The sequence below is a fragment of the Paenarthrobacter sp. NPDC089675 genome, assembly GCF_044749185.1.
Lineage (GTDB): Bacteria > Actinomycetota > Actinomycetes > Actinomycetales > Micrococcaceae > Arthrobacter.
The window spans coordinates 19,659-43,660 of sequence record NZ_JBIVHM010000013.1; the positions used below are offsets into that span (position 1 = coordinate 19,659).

At 63.4% G+C, this 24,002-nt stretch carries 32 protein-coding genes and 3 tRNA genes; 21 read left to right on the top strand and 14 right to left on the bottom strand.

Annotated elements, in window-relative coordinates:
• The first annotated feature begins 5 nt into the window (after positions 1-5).
• Both ACIPY2_RS20130 and ACIPY2_RS20135 read left to right on the top strand, forming a co-directional pair.
• Positions 6-1,070 carry a LacI family DNA-binding transcriptional regulator gene (locus ACIPY2_RS20130; protein ID WP_400268173.1) on the top strand — a complete coding sequence of 355 codons (1,065 nt, stop codon included), beginning with the start codon at positions 6-8 and terminating at the stop codon, positions 1,068-1,070.
• Positions 1,067-1,990, top strand: coding sequence for a carbohydrate kinase (locus ACIPY2_RS20135; protein ID WP_400268174.1), 924 nt, complete (start codon positions 1,067-1,069; stop codon positions 1,988-1,990). The genes ACIPY2_RS20130 and ACIPY2_RS20135 overlap by 4 nt, the downstream gene beginning before the upstream one ends.
• Here ACIPY2_RS20135 and ACIPY2_RS20140 read toward each other — a convergent pair.
• Positions 1,987-2,988: a DMT family transporter gene (locus ACIPY2_RS20140; protein ID WP_400268175.1), complete on the bottom strand. Its 1,002-nt coding sequence runs from the start codon at positions 2,986-2,988 to the stop codon at positions 1,987-1,989. The two genes, ACIPY2_RS20135 and ACIPY2_RS20140, sit on opposite strands and share 4 nt — an antisense overlap.
• Positions 2,989-3,222: 234 nt before the next feature.
• Here ACIPY2_RS20140 and ACIPY2_RS20145 point away from each other — a divergent pair.
• The 4 genes from ACIPY2_RS20145 to ACIPY2_RS20160 all read left to right on the top strand — a co-directional run bounded on the left by ACIPY2_RS20145 (position 3,223) and on the right by ACIPY2_RS20160 (position 3,989).
• Positions 3,223-3,295 (top strand) — tRNA-Glu (locus ACIPY2_RS20145).
• An 84-nt stretch (positions 3,296-3,379) separates the two neighbouring features.
• A tRNA-Asp gene (locus ACIPY2_RS20150) sits at positions 3,380-3,453 on the top strand.
• A 48-nt stretch (positions 3,454-3,501) separates the two neighbouring features.
• A tRNA-Phe gene (locus ACIPY2_RS20155) sits at positions 3,502-3,577 on the top strand.
• 244 nt (positions 3,578-3,821) lie between these two features.
• Positions 3,822-3,989, top strand: a complete 168-nt coding sequence (locus ACIPY2_RS20160; RefSeq protein WP_400268176.1) for a hypothetical protein — start codon at positions 3,822-3,824, stop codon at positions 3,987-3,989.
• Between the two features lies 1 nt (position 3,990).
• Here the strand turns inward: ACIPY2_RS20160 and ACIPY2_RS20165 are convergent, their stop codons facing one another.
• The 4 genes from ACIPY2_RS20165 to ACIPY2_RS20180 form a co-directional block, all read right to left on the bottom strand.
• Positions 3,991-4,290, bottom strand: coding sequence for a DUF4193 domain-containing protein (locus ACIPY2_RS20165; protein WP_400268177.1), 300 nt, complete (start codon positions 4,288-4,290; stop codon positions 3,991-3,993).
• A gap of 146 nt (positions 4,291-4,436) precedes the next feature.
• Positions 4,437-5,357 carry a hypothetical protein gene (locus ACIPY2_RS20170; RefSeq protein WP_400268178.1) on the bottom strand — a complete coding sequence of 307 codons (921 nt, stop codon included), beginning with the start codon at positions 5,355-5,357 and terminating at the stop codon, positions 4,437-4,439.
• Between the two features lie 107 nt (positions 5,358-5,464).
• Positions 5,465-5,806, bottom strand: a complete 342-nt coding sequence (locus tag ACIPY2_RS20175; protein WP_400268245.1) for a DUF6318 family protein — start codon at positions 5,804-5,806, stop codon at positions 5,465-5,467.
• Positions 5,806-6,057 carry a hypothetical protein gene (locus ACIPY2_RS20180; protein WP_400268179.1) on the bottom strand — a complete coding sequence of 84 codons (252 nt, stop codon included), beginning with the start codon at positions 6,055-6,057 and terminating at the stop codon, positions 5,806-5,808. The genes ACIPY2_RS20175 and ACIPY2_RS20180 overlap by 1 nt, the downstream gene beginning before the upstream one ends.
• A gap of 176 nt (positions 6,058-6,233) precedes the next feature.
• Between ACIPY2_RS20180 and ACIPY2_RS20185 the strand changes: the two genes are divergently transcribed.
• The 8 genes from ACIPY2_RS20185 (at position 6,234) to ACIPY2_RS20220 (ending at position 10,449) form a co-directional block, all read left to right on the top strand.
• Positions 6,234-6,749 carry a hypothetical protein gene (locus ACIPY2_RS20185; protein WP_400268180.1) on the top strand — a complete coding sequence of 172 codons (516 nt, stop codon included), beginning with the start codon at positions 6,234-6,236 and terminating at the stop codon, positions 6,747-6,749.
• A gap of 78 nt (positions 6,750-6,827) precedes the next feature.
• Entirely contained in the window at positions 6,828-7,304 is a 477-nt protein-coding gene (locus ACIPY2_RS20190) for an Asp23/Gls24 family envelope stress response protein (protein WP_400268181.1), read from the top strand.
• Positions 7,301-7,492, top strand: a complete 192-nt coding sequence (locus tag ACIPY2_RS20195; RefSeq protein WP_021471114.1) for a DUF2273 domain-containing protein — start codon at positions 7,301-7,303, stop codon at positions 7,490-7,492. The genes ACIPY2_RS20190 and ACIPY2_RS20195 overlap by 4 nt, the downstream gene beginning before the upstream one ends.
• Positions 7,489-7,869, top strand: a complete 381-nt coding sequence (locus ACIPY2_RS20200; protein ID WP_400268182.1) for a hypothetical protein — start codon at positions 7,489-7,491, stop codon at positions 7,867-7,869. Before ACIPY2_RS20195 ends, ACIPY2_RS20200 begins: the two co-directional genes overlap by 4 nt.
• The gene (locus ACIPY2_RS20205) at positions 7,866-8,516 is read left to right on the top strand and encodes a DUF6286 domain-containing protein (RefSeq protein WP_400268183.1); all 651 of its coding nucleotides are present in this window, start codon (positions 7,866-7,868) and stop codon (positions 8,514-8,516) included. The genes ACIPY2_RS20200 and ACIPY2_RS20205 overlap by 4 nt, the downstream gene beginning before the upstream one ends.
• Positions 8,513-9,124, top strand: a complete 612-nt coding sequence (locus ACIPY2_RS20210; protein WP_400268184.1) for a hypothetical protein — start codon at positions 8,513-8,515, stop codon at positions 9,122-9,124. The genes ACIPY2_RS20205 and ACIPY2_RS20210 overlap by 4 nt, the downstream gene beginning before the upstream one ends.
• Before the next feature lie 170 nt (positions 9,125-9,294).
• The gene (locus ACIPY2_RS20215; protein WP_400268185.1) at positions 9,295-9,597 is read left to right on the top strand and encodes a hypothetical protein; all 303 of its coding nucleotides are present in this window, start codon (positions 9,295-9,297) and stop codon (positions 9,595-9,597) included.
• 141 nt (positions 9,598-9,738) lie between these two features.
• On the top strand, positions 9,739-10,449 hold the full coding sequence (locus ACIPY2_RS20220; protein ID WP_400268186.1) for a DNA alkylation repair protein: 711 nt from the start codon (positions 9,739-9,741) through the stop codon (positions 10,447-10,449).
• A 16-nt stretch (positions 10,450-10,465) separates the two neighbouring features.
• Here ACIPY2_RS20220 and ACIPY2_RS20225 read toward each other — a convergent pair whose 3' ends face one another.
• Positions 10,466-10,870 (bottom strand): multiprotein-bridging factor 1 family protein, encoded by a 405-nt coding sequence (locus ACIPY2_RS20225; RefSeq protein ID WP_400268187.1) that lies wholly within the window; start codon positions 10,868-10,870, stop codon positions 10,466-10,468.
• Positions 10,871-11,127: 257 nt separating this feature from the next.
• Here ACIPY2_RS20225 and ACIPY2_RS20230 point away from each other — a divergent pair, with 257 nt between their 5' ends.
• The 5 genes from ACIPY2_RS20230 (at position 11,128) to ACIPY2_RS20250 (ending at position 15,887) form a co-directional block, all read left to right on the top strand.
• A complete protein-coding gene (locus tag ACIPY2_RS20230) occupies positions 11,128-12,420 on the top strand; it encodes an ABC transporter substrate-binding protein (RefSeq protein ID WP_400268188.1) in 1,293 nt (430 codons plus the stop codon).
• A gap of 86 nt (positions 12,421-12,506) precedes the next feature.
• Positions 12,507-13,526, top strand: a complete 1,020-nt coding sequence (locus tag ACIPY2_RS20235; RefSeq protein ID WP_400268189.1) for a carbohydrate ABC transporter permease — start codon at positions 12,507-12,509, stop codon at positions 13,524-13,526.
• A 1-nt stretch (position 13,527) separates the two neighbouring features.
• A complete protein-coding gene (locus ACIPY2_RS20240; RefSeq protein WP_400268190.1) occupies positions 13,528-14,412 on the top strand; it encodes a carbohydrate ABC transporter permease in 885 nt (294 codons plus the stop codon).
• Positions 14,409-14,684 (top strand): hypothetical protein, encoded by a 276-nt coding sequence (locus ACIPY2_RS20245; protein WP_400268191.1) that lies wholly within the window; start codon positions 14,409-14,411, stop codon positions 14,682-14,684. The genes ACIPY2_RS20240 and ACIPY2_RS20245 overlap by 4 nt, the downstream gene beginning before the upstream one ends.
• A 150-nt stretch (positions 14,685-14,834) precedes the next feature.
• Complete coding sequence (locus ACIPY2_RS20250; protein ID WP_400268192.1) at positions 14,835-15,887, top strand: LacI family DNA-binding transcriptional regulator; 1,053 nt, start codon at positions 14,835-14,837, stop codon at positions 15,885-15,887.
• Between the two features lie 21 nt (positions 15,888-15,908).
• On the opposite strand, the gene ACIPY2_RS20255 is transcribed toward ACIPY2_RS20250, so the two are convergent.
• The 6 genes from ACIPY2_RS20255 to ACIPY2_RS20280 form a co-directional block, all read right to left on the bottom strand.
• Positions 15,909-16,274 (bottom strand): hypothetical protein, encoded by a 366-nt coding sequence (locus tag ACIPY2_RS20255; protein ID WP_400268193.1) that lies wholly within the window; start codon positions 16,272-16,274, stop codon positions 15,909-15,911.
• A 65-nt stretch (positions 16,275-16,339) separates the two neighbouring features.
• Positions 16,340-17,236 (bottom strand): hypothetical protein, encoded by an 897-nt coding sequence (locus ACIPY2_RS20260; protein WP_400268194.1) that lies wholly within the window; start codon positions 17,234-17,236, stop codon positions 16,340-16,342.
• A 36-nt stretch (positions 17,237-17,272) separates the two neighbouring features.
• Positions 17,273-18,079: an exodeoxyribonuclease III gene (locus ACIPY2_RS20265; RefSeq protein WP_400268195.1), complete on the bottom strand. Its 807-nt coding sequence runs from the start codon at positions 18,077-18,079 to the stop codon at positions 17,273-17,275.
• A 58-nt stretch (positions 18,080-18,137) separates the two neighbouring features.
• A complete protein-coding gene (locus ACIPY2_RS20270; protein ID WP_400268196.1) occupies positions 18,138-18,704 on the bottom strand; it encodes an HdeD family acid-resistance protein in 567 nt (188 codons plus the stop codon).
• Positions 18,705-18,746: 42 nt separating this feature from the next.
• Positions 18,747-19,367: a response regulator gene (locus ACIPY2_RS20275; RefSeq protein ID WP_400268197.1), complete on the bottom strand. Its 621-nt coding sequence runs from the start codon at positions 19,365-19,367 to the stop codon at positions 18,747-18,749.
• Positions 19,364-20,572, bottom strand: a complete 1,209-nt coding sequence (locus tag ACIPY2_RS20280; protein WP_400268198.1) for a sensor histidine kinase — start codon at positions 20,570-20,572, stop codon at positions 19,364-19,366. Before ACIPY2_RS20280 ends, ACIPY2_RS20275 begins: the two co-directional genes overlap by 4 nt.
• A 186-nt stretch (positions 20,573-20,758) precedes the next feature.
• On the opposite strand from ACIPY2_RS20280, the gene ACIPY2_RS20285 reads away from it, so the two are divergent.
• Together ACIPY2_RS20285 and ACIPY2_RS20290 are read left to right on the top strand one after the other, a co-directional pair.
• A complete protein-coding gene (locus ACIPY2_RS20285) occupies positions 20,759-21,331 on the top strand; it encodes a heme-binding protein (protein ID WP_400268199.1) in 573 nt (190 codons plus the stop codon).
• Positions 21,332-21,341: 10 nt separating this feature from the next.
• Positions 21,342-22,046, top strand: coding sequence for an ankyrin repeat domain-containing protein (locus ACIPY2_RS20290; protein WP_400268200.1), 705 nt, complete (start codon positions 21,342-21,344; stop codon positions 22,044-22,046).
• 9 nt (positions 22,047-22,055) lie between these two features.
• On the opposite strand, the gene ACIPY2_RS20295 is transcribed toward ACIPY2_RS20290, so the two are convergent.
• Together ACIPY2_RS20295 and ACIPY2_RS20300 are read right to left on the bottom strand one after the other, a co-directional pair.
• Positions 22,056-23,270, bottom strand: a complete 1,215-nt coding sequence (locus ACIPY2_RS20295; RefSeq protein WP_400268201.1) for an acetyl-CoA acetyltransferase — start codon at positions 23,268-23,270, stop codon at positions 22,056-22,058.
• The gene (locus tag ACIPY2_RS20300; RefSeq protein ID WP_400268202.1) at positions 23,267-23,971 is read right to left on the bottom strand and encodes a CoA transferase subunit B; all 705 of its coding nucleotides are present in this window, start codon (positions 23,969-23,971) and stop codon (positions 23,267-23,269) included. The genes ACIPY2_RS20295 and ACIPY2_RS20300 overlap by 4 nt, the downstream gene beginning before the upstream one ends.
• Positions 23,972-24,002: the final 31 nt, after the last annotated feature.

The window sequence follows — 24,002 nt, forward strand, 5'->3', positions numbered from 1 at the left end:
GGCCCATGACCCGCTCCGGCACAAAGGCCGGCCCCACGATGAACCATGTCGCGGCGGCCGCCGGAGTCTCCCAGGCAACCGTCTCCTTGGTCCTGAACGGCGCCGGCGGTGTCCGCGTCTCCGAGGAAACCCGCCTGCGCGTCCAGCAAGCAGCCCGCGAGCTCGGCTACCGCACCAACGCCCACGCAAAAGTGCTCCGCGATGGCGTGGCAGGAATGATCGGCTTCGTTGGCGACCACGTGGCCACAGCGCCTTTTGCCGGCAAGATCATCGAGGGAGCGCAAGCCCGCGCGTGGGAAGCCGGCATGCTGCTCCTCACCGTCAATACGGGCGGAGACAAAGACCTCGAAGCCGCCTCCCTTGAGGCCATGCTCTCGCACAAAGTAGCCGGGGTGGTCTACGCCTCGATGTACCACCAGCTGGTGGACGTCCCGGCAGCCTTGGGTGAGGTTCCCGCCGTCGTGCTCAACGCCCGGGACCGCAGCGGCACTTTCGCGAGCATCGCGCCCTCGGAAGTGCTCGGCGGCTACGCCGCCGCCCGGAAGCTCATCGATGCGGGCCACCGAAGGATCGGATTCATCAACATCGGTGAGGTGCAGGACGGACTGCCCGCCGTCGTCGGGCGCCTTGAAGGGTACCGGAAGGCGCTCGCGGAGGCGGGCCTGCCTTACGACGGCGGACTGCACCGCCCGGGCGACGGACAGGAAACGGGCGGCTACCGGGAAACGCTCAACCTCATGTCCACGGTGGAACCGCCAACAGCGATCTTCTGCGGCAACGACCGCACGGCGTGGGGTGCCTACCAGGCGCTCGCGTCCCTCGGGTTGTCCATTCCGGACGACGTTTCCGTGGTGGGCTTCGACAACCAAGAGTCCCTCGCACCGCATTTGAGGCCGGGGTTGACCACCCTGGAACTTCCCTTCATCCACATGGGGAGGCGTGCCGTGGAGTTGATCCTTGCCGGTACGCCATCTCCGGGCCACACTGAATTGTTCGAATGTCCGCTCGTCGACCGGCATTCCGTGGCTGCACCCCCGCACCTCCCCATCCAACGAACAGGAACCGCATGACCGCCAACCCTTCCCTCGCGCCTGAGCCACTCGACGTCGTCGTTGTGGGCGAGGCGCTGATCGACATCGTGCAGTCGCCTGACGGGCAGACCGAGTACCCGGGCGGTTCACCCGCCAATGTTGCCTATGGTCTTGGCCGCCTGGACGTGAAGGCCGGTTTGCTGACGGCCATTGGGCGCGATGCCAGGGGAGACGCCATCGCCGAGCACTTGCAGAGCGCCGGAGTGGTGCTGCTGCCCGGGTCCAAATCGCTGGGCCGAACGGCCACTGCTACGGCGCAGATTGCCGCCGACGGTTCCGCTGAATACACATTCGAGATTGACTGGGCGCTATCGCCGATCGTCCTGCCGTATGCTCCGAAAATCCTGCACACGGGTTCAATCGCCACGTTCCTCCAACCCGGAGCGAGCGTGGTCCGGAGCCTCCTGGAACAGGCCCAAGGCGGCTGCATGGTCACCTACGATCCCAATATCCGCACTGATCTGCTCGGCAGCCACCACGAAGCCCTCAGCCTGTTCGAAGAGCTGGTTCCGCTGACCGACGTCATCAAGATGAGCGACGACGACGCCCGCTGGCTGTATCCGGGCAAGGCGCTGGAGGACACGGCCAGCCACCTGCTGTCCTTGGGCACGGGCCTGGCCGTGGTGACCCAAGGCCCCAACGGATCGCATATGGCCACCCGCCACATGCAGCTGAACGTGCCCGCCATTCCGTCGGAGGTCGCCGACACCATCGGCGCCGGCGACTCCTATATGTCCGCCCTGATCATGGGATTGCTCCTGCGCGGCAGCGACGGCATGGCTCCGACCGTCCTGGAGCGGATCGGCACCACGGCGTCCATGGCGGCCTCGATCACCGTTGGTCGCCCCGGGGCCAACCCGCCCACGCACCGCGAGCTCCTGGCGGGTATGGCGCGTTAGTTCGCCGTGTTCTCCGCTTTTGAGCTGGGCCGTTTTGGGCTGGGCTGTTTTGAGTTGCGCCGTTTTGGGCTGCGCCGGGTCAGCCCCACGCCCACCAGGCAGATGAGGCCACCCAGAAGTCCCCAGATGGTGGGGACTTCCTGGAGGACGGCCCACGAGATCAGGATGGTTGTGCCCGGGACCAGGTACGTCGTGGCGGCCAGCTTGCCGGCGGAAATGAGGGATAACGCGTAAGCCCACGTGGTGAAGGCGATCGCCGTGGGAAAGACACCCAGATACACGAGGCCGGCCGTTGCCGCCGGCGGGGCTGCCTGGATCTCGCTGATCAACTGGCCCGTCCACGGCAGGCAGCAAACGGTGCCCACCATGATGCCGAACCAAGTTGCTTGCCCGGCGGTGAACTTGCGCAGTACGGGCTTCTGCAGGATGGCGCTCACTGAGGCGAGCACAGCGGCAAGCAAGCACAACAACACGCCCGCCACGTCCGCCGTCGAGCGTTGCCCGGAACCGAGGGCGATCATCGCGACGCCGCCGAAAGCCACCGCACTGCCGATCAGCAGCCACCGCGGAAACCCCTCCTTGAGGACGACACCGGCCAGGATGGCGATCAGGATCGGCGAGACGTTGATCAGCATGGCGCTGGTGCCGGCGTCGAGCATGTGCTCTGCCGCATTCAGGGCCACGTTGTAGCCGCCGAACCACATCACTCCGTAGGCCACGATCGGCAGCCACTCGCGCCCTTTGGGCCACACCTTGAGGCTCGGGAGCACCACGATTCCAAGTACGACGGCGGCGACCGCCAAACGCCCGAGCGTTAGGGAGCCGGGGGAAAAGCTGGGGCCAACTGCCCGGATCCCAACGAAGGCGGAAGCCCAGAGGACGACCGTTACGACGACGGCGGCGATGCCGGCTTTGCTGATGGGAGCTGCCGGCGCAGGGATGGTGCGCTGCAAGTCCTCGGAAGGCTGGCCGGGTTCGGCCGGGGTGGTGGTTGTCATAGACCAAATCTAGTCGTGGGAACCCCTGCCGGACTGGCGGTTTTCGGACGCTTCACGGCAAGAAGCTGCCAATCTTCGAGGGCTCCGGGATGCACGTGTCCGAGGTCACCCTGGCCTCGATTTTGGAATCCGGCTATCTATGCTCTAAAGTTTTAGAGTCCAGTTCGGACGAGCGAGAGCAGAAAAGAACGCGTAAAGCGTTGTGTCCTGTTGCGAAATTCGAATTGAGTTCAGGCCCCCATCGTCTAGCGGCCTAGGACACCGCCCTTTCACGGCGGCGGCACGGGTTCGAATCCCGTTGGGGGTACGCAAGGCAAGTGGTAAATCGGACTGAAAAAGTCTGGTAAGCTGGAAGCCTTGAAAAAAACGCGGTAGCGATACCGCAAAGCAAGGCCCTGTAGCGCAGTTGGTTAGCGCGCCGCCCTGTCACGGCGGAGGTCGCGGGTTCAAGTCCCGTCAGGGTCGCTCTGAGCGCCGGAAGAAATTTCGGTTCTCAAGGTGACAAGTCACCTAGGCTCTGTAGCTCAGTTGGTAGAGCGTTCGACTGAAAATCGAAAGGTCACCGGATCGACGCCGGTCGGAGCCACCACTGGGAAGCATCAGTTCTTCGGAACTGGTGCTTTTCTTCTTTAACACTAAATCCTCGTGTTGGTCCGGCCGCTTTCTTGGCAGGCAGGCGTTTCCGTGAAACGAAATGCACTGCAAATGCACTCATTCAATGGAAACGTCGAACATCAGCGCATTGGGGAAACATTGATGATTGAAATTCGGGGTCACCGGGGAGTGCTGACCACGTAGCACGGGAACACCTTGGCGGGTTGCAAGACACGGCGGTGGAACAGCACCCGCTCACCCTGGCGACGGGTGCTGCCGCGGTTGCGCCGGAAAATGTACTTTTGGATGCTGCGCTGGCGCGGGAGATCATGGCCTCGATGGAACGGGAACTGGCGGTGTCCCGTCCCATCGTTCTGCCGATGCTGGAAGCCGGAATCCGTTGGTGAGTCAGCCTTCGCATTCCGTGCAGTAGGCTAGGCCGTCCTTTTCGCGGGCGATTTGGGATCGGTGGTGAACCAGGAAGCACGATGAGCAAGTGAACTCATCCTCCTGGGGAGGGATGACGTTGACGATCAGTTCTTCCGCGATGAACTCACCCGCGGGGGTGCTGGAATCCGGCTCGTCGCTCTCTTCCACTTCCAGCACGGCGGTCATGGCCGTGGGTGCTTTGGCCGTCTGCAGAGCCTCAAGGGACTGCTCCTGGGCTTCCTTGACCTCTGGACGCAGGTCGTCATAATCCGTTGCCATGACTGCGCTCCTTCACGAAGTATCGAGCGAACCAACATAGTTCGGTGTCTTATTGTAAGCATGCTGATTATTCATGCAAGCCCGGGTGCCTTCAAATGACCCGGGTGCCTTCAAATGAAAAGCAGGCTGCTGCGGTGTTCAGGGCCTCAACGGTCTGCGCCCGGGCAGCCCCAGGATTTGGGGTTTTGTTCGCAGGTGTCGGCGACGAGGGCTGTTTCTGTTTTCCAGACTCGGATGGTTTTGGGTGGGGTGGTGAGGTTGAGGGTTCCGTTGATGGGCAGGGGTGGGCCGTTGTTGACGGTGTAGGTGCCGGTGAAGGTGGTGGTGGCGGTGATGGGGTAGTTGCCGGTGGTGGTGTAGGTGTGGCTGGTTCGGGTGTCTTGGGTGAGCCAGGCGGTGTCCGGGAGGGTGTAGCCGGGTGCTGGTGTGGGTTCGAGGGTTTGGCCGTCGCCGTAGGTGTAGGTGTGGGTGGTGGGTGTTGCGGCGAGGTGGATGTGTTGGCCGAGGATGGTGAGGTCGAAGGGTTGTTCGGTGGTGGTGGTGTAGAAGTTGGTGGGTCCGCCGGTGAGGGTGTTGGGGAAGGGTTGGGCTTGGAGTGTTCCGGGGTTGATGGGTAGTTGGCGGAAGTCGGTGAGGATGCGGGCTGCGATGTTGGCCAGGACGTCTTGGGGTTCTGGGCCGTAGAGGCAGGTGGGGCCGCTGACGGGAGTCCAGTCTGTCCATCCGGGGTTGGTGATGGCTTTGGGTGCTTCCTTCCGGATCACGGGGGTGCCGTCCTGGCCGCTCATGCCGTTGGGTGGGCAGGTCAGTGCGAGGCAGCCGGGGTCCACGGTGTCCGGTCCGTCGGCACGGCAGTGCGTATCGGCCATGTACTGATTGGGATCCTCAGTTGCGCTTGCCGCCTCGTTGCCCGTTTGGAGCGTGGACGTGAGTTGGCCGGTCTCAGGGTTGATGGTGAACCGGGCGTTCAGGTCAATTCCCCGATCGCCCGCATTATTTTCAGCCCATAAGTCGTCGGCAGCTACCGCCGTTTGGGTTCCGAAGGCCAGGAGTACGCCGACCCACAACGCCGGATGGCAAAGACAGGACAAAGGCCCCGGTCTATGCGATGACGCCAAGGTCCACTACTTTCCAAGCGTCGTCCGAAAAGCTGGCAAAGAGCGCGAAGGCATCATTAGAGGCTTCTGAAGCAGCTCGTCCGTTCGTTCCATCGGCATTGTGGTAACTTGATGGCCTCCTGGACGACCTGCACTTTAGTTGCAAGCGGGCCAGACATGGTTTTCCATTGAACTTCGACGGACGGAACGCTTATGCGTCCTCCTTCCAGCCATCTGCCTTTCGTGTAGCCGTCTTCGCCCGACTTTCGGAGGCCGACGCAAAGCCTGCAATCCTCCGTGAACAATGGAAGCCATCCCGACATCTCGCCGGTTTCATCAACGTATGAGAGTTGCGCGTACCAATACCGGACAAACGCCTCCAGCCCTTCCTTCGAGTTCTCCTTCGCCAGCGCCGGCATCACAGGAACAGGGACGTTCTGCGCTTTCCCTTTGAATCGGCCGGCTTGTAGACGCCTGACGGGGTGGTGATTGTCAGGCTGGGAATTCCGGGCCCTGAGGCAGTTACGGTGGGTGTCGCCGTCGTCGTGCCTGGCGCAGAAGGCGGATTGCCGCCCTGGCAACCTCCCAGGAACAGCATGGTGCCCACCGCGAACGCGGCGGCCGCGAAGCGGGCAGAGAGAAATAGGCGGGCAGGCGAAAAGCGCGGCATGGTTGCTCCCCCAGAAGCTGTTTGGCGTAGTGCCCGTCAGTCTAGGCAGGGGGCTTCCCCGATTTCACGGCGAAGAAAGCCATATGTGGATAACTCACACTCTGTTCAGCCGGGGCTCCGCGGCGTATTCTTGCCCTCGCCTGCTCGTCATCGCACATATCCAAACGGGGGGAAACATGCCTACGACCAGTCATTCACGCACGTCCACAATGCTCGGAATGCTGATGGGAGCGGCAATTGTGCTCAGCGCCTGTGCGTTCCCGCTTCCCGCCGCGGCACCCGCCCGGACCAGCGAGGCGCAGCCGAGTGCCGAGATCAGCGCCGGTCCTACAAGCATCGCGGCACCCACCCGAAGCGCAGGCCCTTCGACCAGCTCCACGCCACGGGCCGGAGGAAGCTACGGCGCGTTCACGTCGATGTCCGAGGCCTGTATCTCCGTGAGCGCCACCATGCTCAGCGTCACCATCCTCCCGTTGTCTGCGCTGGTTGGAGGAAATCCTGAAGACATTGAGAAAGCGAAGCAGGAACTATCGCAAATGCAGGGCAAAGTGCCCGAGGAGCTGAAACCGCATTTTGAAAAGCTCCGGGCCTTCACGGAAGCGGCAGGAACAGACTTCAGCAAGTATGGCGACCCGGAATTCGAACGTTTGGTCCAGCCGATCCAAGACTGGATGGACAAGAACTGCAAGTAGCGCGCCGCACACTCCCCTTCTCTCACAAAGCGTCGGAGGCAAGCGTTAGGGTGGTAGTCAAGAGAAGGGGAGTGCTCCATGACGGATCAAAACTTGCCAGGTCAAAACGTTCCTGAGCAGGACGTCCAGCTCAATCCTGTGCCTGAAGGTGCCGTCCTCGGTACCGGGCGCACCATCATCTCCGAAGCAGCAGTGGCCAAGGTGGCAGGCATCGCCGCACGGGCAGTTCCGGGTGTCTACTCCCTCGGTTCAGGCCCATCCCGGGCCTTGGGCGCAATACGCGATGCCGTGGGCAGTTCGGACCACTCGGCGGGTGTCCGTGCCGAGGTCGGCGAAACCCAGGTGGCAGTGGACATCAACCTCGTCGCCGTCTATGGACACCCCCTCCACAGCGTCGCCAACCAGGTCCGTGCCGCCGTCTACGGGGCAGTTGAGCAGCTGGTTGGCCTCCAGGTGATCGAGGTCAATATCGAAATCACCGACGTATATATAGCTCCGCCACCCAAGCCGGTAGGTGCCCGGACAGTCGCGGTGGAGAGGGAGGCGTTGCAGTGAGCATGACTGTAGTAGGTATAGCGATCGGCGCTTTCGTAGCGTTCATGTCCTTCCAGTTCGGCTTCTGGGGCTTCGTTATTTCGTTGTTGTTCATGGGCATCGGCGCCCTTTTGGGTCGGGCCGCTGACGGCAAGCTGGATCTCCGCAGCGTCCTCGACGCCATTACGGGCCGGCGCTCGTCCTCATGAGCGTGGCTGAGGCTGTGGAGACCACCACCAGCCTGGCCGGCCACAACCGGATCAGTACCCAGGCTTTGACTTCCTTGGCCCAGGCCGCGGCGGCCGAGGCGCTCGGCGTCGCCTCAAGCGACATCCGGGCGGATTGGTCGGACGACGACGGCCTGCTGGCCTTGTCCATCGTCGCACCGATCAGTATCCCCGCCTTGGGCGACGTGCTGCGAAATCCGCTAAGGGTGCAAGCGCTGGGCGGTTCCATCTGGGAGCGCGCCGTCGCGGCCAAGGCCACTGTGCTTGAGACTGTGACGCGGCTGAGCGGCTCGCAGCTGAGCCGCGTGGACATCCGCATCAGCGGGGCGCAGGTCACCGAAGGAGGGCGGGTACAGTGACCCAGGATCAGGAGACAGGAGTGCCGGCTCAGGGCTTCGGAGACGCTGTGGAACCCAACCCGGTGGCCGGCGAGGAACCCGGCATGGCCCGCATCCTCCGCAGGGAAACACATTCTTCCCGCGCCGGAGCGGCAGGAATCGCAGCGGTGCTGGTGATCGTTCTTTGCGTCTACGCCCTTCTGGAGTCCGCGGTCCGGGCACTTGGCCAGCCCCCGTGGCTTATCGATCCGGGGACCGCGGCTGAGCGCATCATTGCACTGCCGGCCGGAATATCGCCTTTGCTGCTCGGGGCATCCGGCGCGGTCATCGCCATGTTCGGACTGTTCTTCTTCCTTCATGCCGTGTTGCCGGGCAGGCGGGCGAGGCATCTGCTGCGCGACCCGCGCATCGCCGTCGTGGTTGACGACGAAGTCCTCGCCTCCGCGCTGGCGCGTCGTGCGCGCCTTGCAGCCAACGTCACCCAGGAACAAGTGATGGTGGTGGTTTCGCAGCGCCAGGTGGTGGTTAACGTACGTCCGACGTCGGGCAGCCCGGTCAGCGAGGAAGCCGTCCTTGCCGCGGTGCAGGCGGAATTGGAGGAAATGTCTCCGGTGCCCCTGCCGGAAGTGCGGGTCAATCTGGGTACGTCGGGGGTGGTCGGCGCGTGAACGGAACTCCGCGGGTACTGAACCGGGTGTTGCTTTTCATCATCGGAGTGAAACTCCTCGCCGTGGGGATGCTGCTGGTATTGCTGGCCGCCGTTCCTGCGGTAGCCGCCTGGTGGCACGGATGGGCCGCTTCGGTATGGGCAGACGCCGAGGAAGCTTTCCGGCGGACACGATTCCCCGGGCGCGAAGAAAGCTGGCTCTGGATAGTGGCGGGTCTGGTGCTTGTACTGATCATCGTTGCGATGGTCGCCTGGCTATCCCAACAAGGCAAGGGCAAGTCCAACCTGCTCGTTGCCAGCGATGATGACAGTCGCGTGGCCGGCGAAGTGCGGATCGGGGGCGGTGTGGCCGAGCAAGCCCTTCGTGCGGCCCTGTCCGAGCGTCCCGACTTGGCGGGGTTCTCCGTGGCCACTTACGAGGTCCAAGGGCAGCCCGGGCTCCGAATACGGGTGCAGCCCCGGCAAGGGGTGGCTCCGCATTACCTGGCCGCCGAGGTCTCGCAATTGGTGGAAGCCTTGGACCTGGTCATTGGGAAAAGGACACCCGTTTTGGTGCACATGGTCTCAGGCGCACGGGCTAAATTGACCAAAGCCGAGCGGGTTCGCTGACTTTTACCCCTGTTTGCCGATGTTGCGCACGTGATCGTCAACATTGCCAAGCAGCTCCACAGGGCAATAGTTTGAAACGAGGGGAAGTGTTCCCCTTTGCACGTCCGGACCGCTGACGGCGGGTACAGCAGCTGTCACGGTCTCCGTCCACCGTTACAGAGGAGAACACCATGAGTGAAGACGCCACCGGAGCGGGAGCCGCAGAAAACGCAGCAGGCAATGCGAAGGAATTTGCCGGCGAAGCTTTGGAGAACGCCAAGGAATTTGTTGGTGAAGCCGCAGAAAACGTGAAGGAGTTCGCGGGCGACACGGCGGAGAATGTAAAGGAATTCTCCTCCGGCGATGTCGGGGAAAACGCCAAAGAGCTGGCAGGTGATGTGGCTGAAAAGTCCAAGGAAATCGCTGGAGACGTAGCTGGGAACGTCAAGGACCTGGGCTCGAAGATTGCCGGGCTCTTCAAGGGCGGGAAATAGTTCCAAACAACCGAAATACGGCAGCCCGTCATGGTCGGACTCCACCGGCCGCGGCGGGCTGCTGTCCTGCTTCGGGAGTGCCCGATAGGCTGAGAATCCATACCGCACCCGCATGTTCCCCATGCCAAGGAAGGAAGACTCATGGCTGCAACCACGGTCACCGAAGCAAGCGCTGAAAGCCTGGCCTCGGGGACGACCCTGGCCGAGGTCATGGCGGAGCTTGCTGCTTTGGAGGACCCCCGCTCGCGCGAAGTCAACGAAAAGCATGGTGATGACCACGGCGTGAATCTCGGCAAGTTGCGGGCGTTAGCCAAGCGATTGAAGACCCAGCAGGTCCTGGCGCTGGAACTCTGGGCCACAGGGGACACTGCCGCGAGGCTCCTGTCATTGCTGGTTTGCCGGCCCAAGTCATTTGATTATGGCGAGCTCGACGCCATGCTGCGGGCAGCTCGCACGCCCAAGGTCCAGGACTGGTTGGTGAACTATGTGGTCAAAAAGAGTCCGCATGCCGAGGAACTCCGGAGGGCCTGGTTCGCTGACCCGGACCCCGTCGTGGCCAGCGCCGGTTGGGCGTTGACGTCGGAACGGGTCGTCAAGAAGCCGGAGGGCCTGGATCTGGACGGCCTCCTGGATATCATCGAGCTCCGGATGAAGCAGGCTCCGGAGCGGCTGCAATGGGCCATGAACCAATGCCTGGCGCAAATCGGCATCGAACACCCCGGGGATCGCGCAAGGGCGTTGGAGATCGGCGAAAGGTTGGAAGTGCTGAAGGACTACCCGACACCGCCGAACTGCACGTCGCCGTTTGCGCCGACCTGGATCAATGAGATGGTGCGCCGCCAAGCCCTCTAGGCCGGCTGCGGTTGCTTTAGGCCCGGTTGCGCTCCATCATCCGGTAGGTCAGTTCCGCCAGGAGTTCCTCGTCGGAAAGATGTGCCGCCCTTGCGATCGGAGCAGCGGGAACAGCTGCCCGGGCGTTTGCGTGAGGCCGTGCGTCGTCGCCGGTGCGCATATCGTCCGGCGTGATTTGGTCCGGTGCAAAACCGGATTTTCCTTTCAGGACTTCCGAGACCGAACCCGCCCTCCAGCCGAGGGCATGCTCAAGTTTGCGCTGGTTGATCTCCTGCGTCCGCCGCGTGCCTGATTCCAGGGTGCGGACGGTCTTGATGGCAGTCCCGGCCTGCTTGGCCAGTTGTACTTGGCTCAGCCCTTGGGCCAACCGTTCTTCTTTGATGAGCCGGCCGATGGTTTGCAGTGCTTCGAGTTCATCCACGCTTCCCACTGTTCCATAGGCAACCTTAGGCAATCAAATCGAATTGTGGTCCAAAGGGCCCGGACGGGCCATTCTATGGAGCGCCGATGTGCGCCCAAACACCCCGCAAAAGTACGAATAGACAGCTTACTTGGTATCGTTGTGATTAACTTCGGTGTAAGCGCTTGCATTCTGTTGGGGTAGCTCGCTAGTGTGAGGCTCACCACATCAACCGCATCGCGGAAATTACCTGGTCCACTCACCGAGGAGTTCCCAGCATGAAATCGAAGAAGTACCTTCTTCCGGCAGCGATCGCCGGAGTCCTGGCTATGTCCCTCAGCGCATGTGGCGGCGGGGGTGGCGGCGGCAACTCGAGCACCGGCGGCGCCAGCGGCGACGCAGCCAACAACCTTGACGGACGCGGGCCGATCACGTATGTCCAGGGCAAGGACAACAGCAACGTTGTCCGTCCCCTCATCGACAAGTGGAATGCCGCACACCCGAACGAGAAGGTCACGTTCAAGGAGCAGTCGGACCAGGCTGACCAGCAGCACGACGACCTCGTCCAGAACTTCCAGGCCAAGAACGCCAACTACGACGTCATGAGCGTCGACCTCATCTGGGTGGCTGAATTTGCTGCCAAGGGTTGGCTGCAGCCCCTCAAGGACAAGACCGCCATCTCGACCGACGGCATGCTGGATTCGACTGTAAAGAGCGCGACGTACAACGGCACGCTTTATGCAGCTCCGCAAAGCTCGGACGGCGGCATCCTTTACTACCGCGGCGACCTCGTCTCCACTCCGCCCAAGACCTGGGACGAAATGATGAAGATGTGCGATATCGCCAAGCAGAACAACATCGGCTGCTACGCCGGCCAGTTCCAGAAGTATGAAGGCCTGACCGTCAACGCGGCAGAAGCCATCAACTCCGCAGGTGGAAAGATCGTTGACGATTCCGGCAAGGCTGCCGTGAACTCGGCCGAAGCAAAGGCAGGCCTGAACAACCTCGTCCAGGCGTACAAAGATGGCAACATCCCCACTGAGGCCATCACCTTCCAGGAAGAGCAAGGCCGCCAGGCGTTTGAAGCCGGCAAGCTCCTCTTCCTGCGCAACTGGCCGTACGTCTACAACCTCGCCAAGACCGACGGTTCTTCCACGGTGAAGGACACCTTCAAGATGGCTCCGCTCCCGGGCAAGACCGGCCCCGGCGCCTCCTCGCTTGGTGGCCACAACATCGCCATGAGCGTCTACTCCAAGAACAAGGCGACCGTTGCGGACTTCATCAAGTACATCACCAGCGAAGAAACCCAACGCTTCTACGCCACGCAGGGCTCCCTGGCTCCGGTCCTGACCAAGCTTTATGACGATCAGGAACTCGTGACCAAGCTGCCTTACCTGCCGGTTCTGAAGACGTCCATCCAGAACGCAGTCCCGCGCCCCGTGACCCCGTTCTACCCGGCAGTCACCAAGGCTGTCCAGGACAACGCCTACGCCGCACTTAAGGGAGAGAAGTCCGTTGACTCGGCCATCTCCGACATGCAGGCGGCAATTGAGTCGGCCGGAGCCAAGTAACCAACCGGGCCACCGTCCGGCCGTCCGCACCGAGGTGCGGACGGCCGGACTCCGGCCTCGGCCTTCTCCCTGACAGGAGTCTTGTCATGTCAACAGAATTACAAAAACCGCAGACGACGACGGCTGCCGAACACAAGATGCCCGGGCGCGAAAGCGCCGACCGCAAGCAGGTGACACAGGGCCGCTGGGCCTATACCCTCCTCGCTCCCTCCTTGATCCTCCTGGCGATCGTGATTATCTACCCGGTGATCAACGCCATCATCATGTCCTTCCAGAAGGACTCGGGCCTCGATCCGGCCACCGGGTTCTTCTCCGACGGCGGACCGGCAGGTTTCGACAACTATGTGCACTGGCTGGCCCAGCAATGTACTGCTCCTGCCGGCGGTGCCGTGGCTTGTCCTCCCGGTACCTTGGGTTCCCAGTTCTGGGATTCCATGGGCACTACGTTCTTCTTCACGGTAGTAACCGTCGCTTTTGAGACTGTCCTGGGATTCTGGATGGCCATCATCATGGCCCGCGCTTTCCGCGGCCGGAGCCTCATCCGCGCAGCAGTCCTGGTCCCGTGGGCCATCCCCACCGCAGTGACGGCCAAGCTCTGGTTCTTCATCTTCGCTTTCGAAGGCATCGCCAACAAACTTTTCGGCACCCAGATCCTTTGGACCGGTTCGGAGTGGCCGGCCAAGTGGGCGATCGTCATCTCCGACGTTTGGAAGACCACACCGTTCATGGCACTGCTGATCCTCGCAGGCCTTCAGCTGATCCCGGACGAGGTCTACGAGGCCGCGAAGGTGGACGGTGCTTCCACTTGGCAGCGGTTCCGCCTGATCACCCTTCCGTTGGTGAAGCCGGCACTGATGGTAGCCATCCTGTTCCGCGTGCTTGACGCCCTCCGTATGTACGACCTCCCGGCCATCATGACCGGTGGCGCCAACGGCACCACCACATTGTCCATTTTGGTGGTCCAACAAATCCGGCAAGGCTTCAACTCAGCTGCGGCGCTATCAACCATCACCTTCATAGTCATCTTCCTTGTGGCCTTCATCTTCGTCCGCTTCCTGGGAGCGAACGCAGTGGGTGCAGCCACATCTTCGGGAAAGGCCAAGTGAGATGAGCACAGCTACAGCAACGAGGGCCACTTCGGCCCCCACCGAACGTCCAAAGCGGCCTTTCAACTGGGGAAGCTTCCGAACGTACATCAGCGCCATTATCATCCTGATCTGGTGCCTGGCACCGTTCTATTGGATGATCGTCACCGCGTTCCGCGATGTCGGCTACACCTTCGATACGACGCCCTTCTTCACGCACGTCACGTGGGACAACTTCGCCACGGTGTTCGACGAGAGCCTGGGCAACCACTTTGGGCGCAACCTCGCCAACAGCCTCATTGTGGGTGCCGTGACCACGATCGTGGCCCTGCTCGTGGGCGTGTTCGCGGCCTACGCGCTGGCCCGCTTGAACTTCCGGTTCAAGTTCATCGTGCTGGGCTTCATCCTCGGAGCCTCGATGTTCCCGGGCGTTGCCTTGGTGACCCCGCTTTTCCAGCTGTTCACCAACATCGGCTGGATGGGAACCTACCAGGCGCTGATCATCCCGAACATCTCCTTCGTGCTCCCGCTGACGGTTTACACGCTGACTTCGTTCTTCCGTGAAATGCCATGGGAGCTTGAGGAAGCGGCCCGCATTGACGGTTGCACCCAGGGACAGGCTTTCCGCAAGGTGATCCTGCCGCTGGCGGCGCCGGCCACCTTCACCACGGCTATCCTGGCGTTCATTTCGGCTTGGAACGAGTTCCTCATCGCCAGCCAGCTCTCGAATGACCAGACCAAGACGGTCACCGTGGCTATCGCATCGTTTGCCGGTGCACAACCACACCAGGAGCCGTACACGGCAGTCATGGCCGCCGGAACCATCGTCACGATTCCGTTGGTTATCCTCGTGCTCGTATTCCAGCGCAAGATCGTCGCCGGACTCACGGCAGGTGCTGTGAAGTGAGCAGCTCAGCCAGCCGACGGCAGGAAGCCGCAGCCGCGCGAAGGGCCGATCCCGAAACCAAGCGGGTGCGCTCGGGTGAGGACTTCGACATCATCATCGGGCTGCTGGGTTTCTGGACCCTGGTCCTTCTGGCCGTCACTGTCTACATGGAACTCACGGCCCAGCCCGCATTGGGCTGGGCCCTGGGCCTCCTCGCTTCGGTTCTGGCGCTCTGGGGCATGATCCGGCTCCGGCGCAAACTTCCCGAAAGGACCTCACGGCGCCTCAATTGAGGCCAAATCAGCAATCCAACAGCACCTCAACTTAACAGTGGGTCGAAAACAAGCTTTGCGAAATGGCGACGGGCACACGGACGGATAGGCTGGAAACGCCGTCTGGGAAGGAGCCCTCGGCCTTCGGCATGCACCTATGAGGGGGCTTAAGTGGCAAAAACGAACGAACGGTCCCAGCGCGGTGGCCATACGGGCGTCAGCATCGAGGACGTCGCAGCCGCTGCCGGGGTATCCACCGCGACGGTCTCCAGGGCTGTGCGGGGACTGCCACGGGTTTCACCGGCCACGCGTGAAAAGATCCTCGACGTCGCTGCGTCGCTTGGGTACGTTGCTTCATCCTCGGCTTCGGGCCTGGCAACGGGGCGGACCCGCACCATCGGGGTTCTGGCGCCTTTTGTCAGCCGGTGGTTCTTCTCGAAGGCGATTGAGGGTGCCGACAGGGAGCTCCATTCGCGCAAGTACAACCTTTCCCTGTTCAACCTGGGCGGCCACGGCAGCAACCGCGAGCGGCTGTTCAGTTCCACCATGGTCTACAAGCAGATCGATGCCCTCCTGGTGCTGTGTATGGCCTTGAGCGAGGAAGAGTTGGAGCACCTCCACAAGATCGACATCCCCCTGGTGGTGGTTGGCGGGCACGTGGAGGACTGCCCCTACATCGGGATCAACGATTACGACGCCGCGTCCACCGCCGTGCGGCATCTGCTGGATCTCGGACATAAGGACATTGCGCTGCTTCACGGCGACGACGAGACGGACCTTAATTTCGACGTCCCCCGCGTCCGCATCCGCGCCTTCCAGGAAGTGATGTCCGACGCCGGACTGGAAGTTCGCCCGGAATGGGACGAATGGGGGGATTTCACAGTGGCCAGCGGGCAGCAGGCGTTCAACCGGCTCTGGAGCCAGCCGGGACGGAAGCCGACGGCGATCTTCTGTTCGTCGGACGAGATGGCCATGGGCGTAATCTTCGAAGCGGCACGCCATGGGGTGCGTGTGCCCGAAGACCTTTCCGTGATCGGCATCGACGACCACGACTTCTCCGAGTCGCTCGGCCTGACCACTGTTGGCCAACGGCCGGACAACCAGGCCGAATTGGGCACCAAAATGCTTCTCGACGAACTGGACGGTCATGCGGGGGCTGTGCGTTCGCAGACAGCCCCGCATGAGCTCATCATCCGGGAGACCACGGCCCCACCCTGCCGCTAGGGTTTTCCAAGGGTTCCCTGGTCACGCCTGCTCGCCGTGGTGGTACTTTCCATAGCGGCTCAGGAACCACAACATTCCACCAAAGCCAACCAGACTGAGCAGAGGTATGGCCCAGAAGGCTGCTGCGTCGCCCTTCAACAGGATCGCCACAGCACCGCCGGCCATCGCCAGCAGGCCCACACCTGGCGTTGCAGTGGAGAACCGCTGTTTTCCGCTGACCACCTGCCCGCTGGCAAACGCATGGACCACGATGAATGCCAAGGTTGCCGCAGGAAACAGCAGCATCCACACGCCTTGGCCGAAGCCGATGGCGCTCAGGGATAGCCCGTACACGAGACTGAGGACAAGCCAGTACCTGCGTTCCGCACGTTGCTTTGAGCGTTCCATGCCTGACATCCTCTGTTGAAATCCATATCCGGGCTTTGTCCCCCGGCGGTTAGGTAACCCGCAGCCTACGAAGCCCTCGCCAGCTGCCTGATGGGGATCCATCGCGAAGCCAGGCGACGGTAGGCTGCCGCGGCCCCTGTCATATCCCCTTCGGCCAGGCACTCGATGCCCAGGCGCACGTCCATGGGTGACTCATCGGGGTAGACCTTGTCCGCCACAGCCCCGTAGTCCAGCTCCACCATGGACTGGACATGGAAGAGCTCCAGCCACTCGGTGAGTTGCGTCAGGTCGTCCAGCATGTCCAGGTCCGGAGCAGCCAGGGCAAGGTGGGCGACCGCGAACCGCGCGCGGTCGAGGGCTTCGGTTAGCGGGGTCCAGACCCTGACGGTAACGATGTGGCCATCAGCCTCCACAACGTCCTTGCGGTCGGACTCGGCGAAGAGCGAGAACCAGCTGAAAGGGATGCCCCACGTGGAGGCCCTGGTGTGAACGCGCTTCGCGTCGTCCCCTGCGTTGATGCGATCGATCCGGAGCTGGTGCTTGTCCCGCTGCGAGACGGGAATGAGCAGATCCGCCAGCGGGCTGTGCACACCATCCATGAGGGCATTTGCCGCCAGGCCGGCGCGAACCACCAGTTGGCTGGGGCAGTAAAGCAGCCGACCGCCGTCGTCCGCAGTTCCTTCCTTGCCCGGCTCCGGGGCGGCATGCCGCCCCGTGGGGACGCGCGTCATGCGCACCAGGTCTGTCCGGCCGGTAGGGAAGGGGTCGCCGCCGGAGCGGGTGATGCGGCCAAGTGAGGCCTGCAGCTCCGCGTTTTCGACGGCGGCCCGGGAACCGACCCTGCCGCTGTCCGCCACGAGCTGGCGCTGCTGTTCGGGCGGGAAGGCCTCCAGGGGTTCGTAAATGCGCAGGGATGACGAAAAGGGCAGGCCGGCCTGGCCCCTGTACAGGTTTCCACTCATGTCCGGCCAGCCCCTTTCAATCGAGTCAGCGGTTGACTAGTCTGCGAGCTCCACGATCACGGGAGCATGGTCCGAGGCGCCCTTGCCCTTGCGTTCCTCGCGGTCGATCGAGGCACCCGTTACCCGGGCGGCCAAGGGAGCCGAGGCGAGGCAGAAGTCGATGCGCATGCCTTCCTTCTTGGGGAAGCGCAACTGGGTGTAGTCCCAGTACGTGTAGACGCCCGGGCCGGGGGTGTAGGGGCGGACGACGTCGGTAAAGCCTGCGGTTTCAAAGGCGTGGAACGCGGCGCGCTCGGGTTCGCTGACGTGCGTGAAGTTGTTGTCGCGGAACAACTGGATGTCCCACACATCGTCGTCGAAGGGTGCGATGTTCCAGTCGCCCATGAGCGCGATCTGGGCATTGGGATCGGACTGGACCCATTCGGCGGCTTGGCCGCGGAGGACCTCAAGCCACTTGATCTTGTACGGCATGTGTTCGTCGTCAAGGGAACGTCCGTTGGGGACGTAGAGGCTCCAGACGCGGATTCCGCCGCACGTTGCAGCGACCGCACGGGCTTCCTGGGCAGGATCCTTGCCGGCTTTGCCGAACGCGGGCTGGTCCGGGAACGTGCGCTCCACGTCTTCGAGGCCAACGCGTGAGGCAATGGCCACGCCGTTCCACTGGTTCACGCCGAAGTGGGCCACCTCGTAGCCCATTCGCTCAAACAGCTCCCAGGGGAAGTTATCGTCCTTGCACTTGGTCTCTTGGATGGCCAGGACATCACAGTCGCTGCGCTCGAGCCAGGCTTCCACGCGGTCGGCGCGGGCGCGGAGGGAGTTCACGTTCCAGGTAGCTATCTTCACAGCCACTAACTTACCGAACTTGGGGCTGCGCGCATCCCCTCCTGACTGATTGCTACCGTCAGTGGGCGTAAAGCGCGGTGGTTGCCGAGCCCCTCCGCAGCCTGATGCCGCAGACGATGAGCAGCAGGCCGGCGATGACCGCGAACGCGGCCAGGAACCCTGCGATTCCCAGGAAACCCAGGCCCGGATTGACCAACAGGAGGACGCCGAAGAGTGCCGTCACCGCCCCGGTCAGCAACCACACCGGCCACCCGTTGATCGCCTCCCGGGCAGCGAACGCGAGGATGATTTCGGAAACGCCGAGGACCAAGGCCCACAGCCCGATCACCACTCCGAGGGCGGCTGCCGTCATGCCCGGCCATGCAATGGCCACCAGGCCGGCCGCGATGGAGATAAAGCCGCCAATCAGCGACCACCGTGAATGACGGGATGGATCGTAGAAGTAATGCGCGATGTTGGTGAGGCCATCCGCGATCGCGAAGACGGCGAACACAAAGATGAGGGCGAACAGCGTGGCCACGGGCAGCGCCGCGATGATGAAGCCGAAGAGCACGGCCAGCACTCCACGGAACAGCAAAGCCGTTCCGGAATGCTTGAACATCTTGCGTCCTTGGGCGTCGGACATAGCGTCAGTTTAAACCAATGCCCTCGCCGGAGATATAGAAACTCAGCGCATTCCTTCACGCCTGATGGCGGTGGCAATGGCAGCCGCCCGGGTCTCGACGCCGAGCTTGGCGTAGATGTGCGCGAGGTGGGTCTTGACGGTCGCTTCGGAGATGAAGAGCCGTTTGCCGAGGTCCCGGTTGCTGAGGCCCTCGGTCAGCAGGCTCAGCAGTTCCGCTTCACGGGGCGTGAGGATGTCATCGGGGTTTCGCAGTTGCTGGAAGAGCCGTGATGCCACCGGGGCGCTCATGACGCTCTTGCCCTGGACGGCGCCCCTGACCGCGGCGAAGATCTCTTCCGGTGCGGCGTCCTTGAGAAGGTAACCCATGGCGCCGCCGTCCACGGCCCTGACGATGTCGGCGTCGGAATCGTAGGTGGTGAAGACGATGATGGCCTGTTTGGGTCTGCGTTGCCGGACCTGCTTGATGGCTTCGATGCCGTCCATGGCCGGGCCCATGTCCAGATCCATCAGGATCACCGCTGGTGAATACTCTTCCGCGGCTTGCACGGCTTCCTCCCCGGAGGCGGCTTCAGCTACGACGTCGATATCGTCCTGGGTGCCGAGGAGCGCCTTGAGTCCGCTCCGGACAACGGTGTGGTCGTCCACGAGGAGCACGGAGATCATGGGGTCCCTTTCGCTGCGGCATACGGCTGGTTGCTCGCGGGGGGCAGGGGCAGTTGGGCAGCGACGATGGTGCCCTCGCCCGGCGTGCTCTCCACGGACAGGAGGCCCCCAAGCTGCTCTATCCGCTGCCTCATGGCCCTGAGCCCGTACCCTCCGGCTTCCGAGGGGGAAGGGACCGCCGAGGGATCAAAGCCGCGTCCGTCGTCGAACACATCCAGGGTGACGGCTCCGGGGAGGTAACCGAGCGTCACGCTGGCGTGTTCCGCCTGCGCATGGAGCCCGATGTTGGCTGCAGCGCTCTGCGTCACGCGGAGCAAGGCATGCCGGACCTCAGGCGGGACCCGTCCTGGGTCTCCCGTGACGTGGACCGTGACGGACGGTACGTACTGACGGGCAGCGTGTTCCAACGCTTCCGCCAAGGGTCCGGTTTCGAGTCCGGGCGCTGATAATTCGTGGACGAGGCTGCGGGTGTCGGCGAGGTTCCGGCGGAGCAGCCCGGTGGCCTTGGACAGTTCATCCAGGGACGAGGGCTGCGGCCACGACCGTTGCGCCGCTTCCAGCATCAGCAGGCTGCTGGCCAGGCCTTGCGTGACGGTGTCGTGGATTTCGCGGGAGACGCGCCCGCGCTCTGCGGCCACACCGGCCGCGCGCTCGCTGGCGGCCAGTTGTTCCTGGGTTCTTGAAACTTCCGCGAGGAGCCTGCGCTGGAGGGCGGCGTCGCGCTCGATCTTGTCATAGATCAACGTGAGCAGCGCCCCTGCGGCGAGCGGGCCCAACAGCATGGCGACGTCGGTCCACTCGCTCATGCGGAAGAGCCCGACGGCGGTGGCGGCCGCCGTCGCACCTCCCGCCACATACGCGGGCCAGCCGCGGAAAGCGCTGCGGCTGAGGAAGAAGATGGCGAAGGAGCACCACGCGAAGCTGGGCGCCACAACCACCAAGGCAGACCATGCCGCGAGCAGTGCGACCATCCAAGGGAGCCATTGCTTTTGGCTACGACCTCGGCGGGCCAGGACGGCAGTGGCGGCATAGAGGACGCAGACCGCGGCGGCCAATGCCACGGTCCAAAGGTTGTCCGCGGGGGAGTGCCGCATGACATACCTGACGCCCGAAGCGACCATGAGCACTGCGAATCCAAAGTGCACCACCACATCGATACGGCCGTCCTTCCGGTTGTCGATGGGCGGCCTGGTGCCTGGTGTCATGGATGCTTCCCGTTCGGTTGATGACGCTCTTTCCATGCTAGGTCCCTGGCCGCTGCAGGTCTCTCCACCTTTTGGCTGATACCGGTGGCGGAAAGGCTGACACCTGAACCGGCGGCTGGCCGATGTGGGCTTGGGGTGTGCGGCGGAAGCATGGAGTCGTAGCCCATTACGTCCCAAGGAGAACCCATGAAGAAGCCCAACAAGACGCTCGCCGCCGCCGCTGCCGGAGCGTTGTTGCTCACCGGCGGCATCACAGCCGTGGCCAACGCCGTGGCACCGTCCACTGCACCTGAGGCCGTTGCCGCAAAGGCTCCCGCGGACGTGCAGCCCGCGCCGGAAAATGTCATAGCCCAGAACCGCATTACCGTTGGCGCATCCAGCAAGGCCGTCAACGCCGCGCTCGCAAAGTGCCAGGCGGACAAGCTGCCGTTCGTGACCGTTGCCCTGGTAGACCGCTTCGGTACTGTCCAGGCGATCCTCCGTGGCGACAACGCCGCCGAGCACACCATTGAAGCAGCAAAGCAGAAGGCTTACACCGCTGCGGCCTTCGGTGCTCCCACCAGTGAGCTGGCGAAGCGCATCAACGGCAATGGCCCGTCCATCGCTGACCTCCCCGGCACCCTCTTCCTGGCTGGCGGCGTCCCGCTCAAGGTGAACGGTGTCTCGGTGGCGGGTATCGGCGTCGGCGGCGCTCCCGACGGTGCACTGGACGAAGCCTGCGCCACCGCCGGAGCCGACGCCCTGGCCGCAGCGAACTAGTCCCGGCTTCATGAATCCAATGAAGGTTCGCGGCGTGGCCGCGGGTGCGGCGCTGGTGCTCGCCGCGCTCGTGGCCGGCTGCGGGCCTGCTGCGGCACCTGGCCCGGCAGGTTCGACGTCGACGGCCCCACCTTCCAGCGTGGGCGGGCCGGGCAGCGCGAGCCCGGCACCGGCGTCGTCGTCCCCTGCCGTGGTGACCCCAACCCCACTGCCACCGGAGGCACAAATGGAAGCCGACCGGCTGCTCATCCTCGCAGCCAAAGCCAACGATCCCGTCCGGGTCCGCGAGCTGATCGCGGCAGGAGGGAACGTGAACGCGAAGGACGATATCCAGGACTCCGCGTTCCTCTATGCGGGCGCCGAGGGCTTCAACGAGGTCCTGCAGTTGACGTTGAACGCCGGGGCCGACGTCCGCGCCACCAACCGGTACGGTGGCACCGCGCTGATCCCGGCGAGCGAGCACGGGCACACTGACACGGTGCGGATCCTGATCGCGGCCGGCGTGCCGGTCAACCACGTAAACAACCTGGGCTGGACTGCTATGCAGGAGGCGATCCTGCTCAACAACGGCGGGCCGAAGCAGCAGGACGTGGTCCGGCAGTTGCTCGCGGCCGGGGCTGATCCGGACATCCGTGATCCCGAAGGCCGAACCGCCCTGCGGAACGCAGAGCGGCTCGGATTCACGGAGATCGCGGCCCTGATCCGGAACCGCTGAGCGACTTCACTAGAGGGATTCGAGGACGCTCACGTAATTCGCGATGCCCACACCGCCCATGTTCTGGACCGCTCCGCGCCGGGCATTCGGGAGCTGCATGTCTCCGGCGGTGCCGCTCAGTTGCATCGCCGCGATCACGTGCTGCGAAACCCCCGTGGCGCCGACCGGATGGCCCTTGGCCTTCAACCCGCCGGACACATTGACGGGAAGCCTGCCGTCCTTGTAGACCCAGCCTTCCTTGATGGCCCGTGCGCCCTCGCCGCGGGGGACCAGGCCCATGGCCTCGTACATGATGAGTTCGGCGATGGTGAAGCAGTCGTGCACCTCCGCGAAGTCCAGGTCGGTTACCCCGACGCCCGCCATGCCGAACGCCCGCTCCCACGAAGCCCGCGTTGCCGCGAATTCGGTGGGGTCGCGCTTTTCGGCCGGGAAGAAGTCGTTCGCGTGGCCAAAACCGGCCAGGCGCACGGCTGCGGTTGCACCGTTGCTCGCCTGGCTGGAGAGTACGACGGCGGCAGCACCGTCAGAAACCGGCGAACAGTCAGTGCGTCGCAAGGGTTCAGCCACCATGGGGTTCTTGTCCGAAATGGTGCGGCAGAATTCGACACCGAAGTCGCGGTGCATTTGGGCGTACGGGTTGTCCATGCCGTTCTGGTGGTTCTTGGCCGAGATGGAACCCAGAACGTCGCCGAGGCCTGCCTCGAATCCCGGGCTGCTGATCGACGCGCCGTAGCGCTTGTCGTAATGCTGGGCTACCTCCGCGAACAAGCCTGTGAAACCGGTGGTCGAGGGCTTGCCGGCCATCTCATAGGACGCGCCGAGGAGCGCTGCTCCCACGACGTCGGCACCGGCGTCGGTCATCTTTTCCGCCCCGATGACCAGGACATTCCGGGCCGTGCCCGCGAGGAGTGCTTTCACTCCCTGTTGGAAAGCCGCGGAACCCGAAGCGCAGGCATTCTCGGTCCGGGTGGCCGGAACGTTGGCCAGATCCGCCGAGAGCTGCAGCGCCAGCGACGACGTGAAACCCAGGGGCTGCATGCCGGAGTTGAATTGGCCAAGGTAGATCTCGTCGATGTCCTGGGGATCCAGGCCTGAGTTGTTGATGGCCTCACCGGCAACCTGGACGATCAGCGTCTCCAGGGTCTCGTCCGTGAGCTTGCCGAACTTGCTGTGGCCCCAGCCCGTGAGCAGGATGTCCTTGCCGAACTGTTCTTTGAGGCTCATGCCGTGGCTCCTTCCAGTGCTTCTGCTTCTGCAGCCGCGCTGTCCTCCAGCGCGACGTCGAAGGCCGCTTCTGTCTTCTCCCGGATCTCTTCCACGGTGACGCCGGGGGCCAGCCGGGTCAGCAGCAGGCGCGTGCCGCCGTCGTGCGTTTCGTCGGACTCAATATCGAAGACGGCGAGGTCCGTGATGATCCGGTCCACGCACTTCAGGCCCGTGAGCGGCAGCGTGCATTCCGTGACGATCTTCGCGGAACCGTCCTTGGCGTTGTGCTCGGTCAGGACCACCACGCGGGGTGTCCCCGCGACGAGGTCCATGGCCCCGCCCATGCCCTTGACCATCTTCCCGGGGATGGTCCAGTTGGCCAGGTCCCCGCTGCCGGACACCTGCATGGCGCCCAAGATGGCAACCTTCACGTGGCCGCCGCGGATCATTCCGAACGACGTGGCCGAGTCGAAGATGCTGCCGCCGCGGGTGATGGTGACGGTCTGCTTGCCGGCGTTGATGAGGTCGGCGTCCTCCTCGCCCTCGTAGGGGAACGGGCCCATGCCGAGCAGGCCGTTCTCGCTCTGGAGGACCACCCGCACGCCGTCGGGCAGGTTGTTGGCCACCAGTGTGGGGATGCCGATGCCGAGGTTGACGTAGTCGCCGTCGTTGAGTTCTTCGGCCGCGATGGCAGCCATCTGGTCACGTGTCCATGCCATGGTGTGTGCTCCTTGGTTCTTCTTGGGCGGC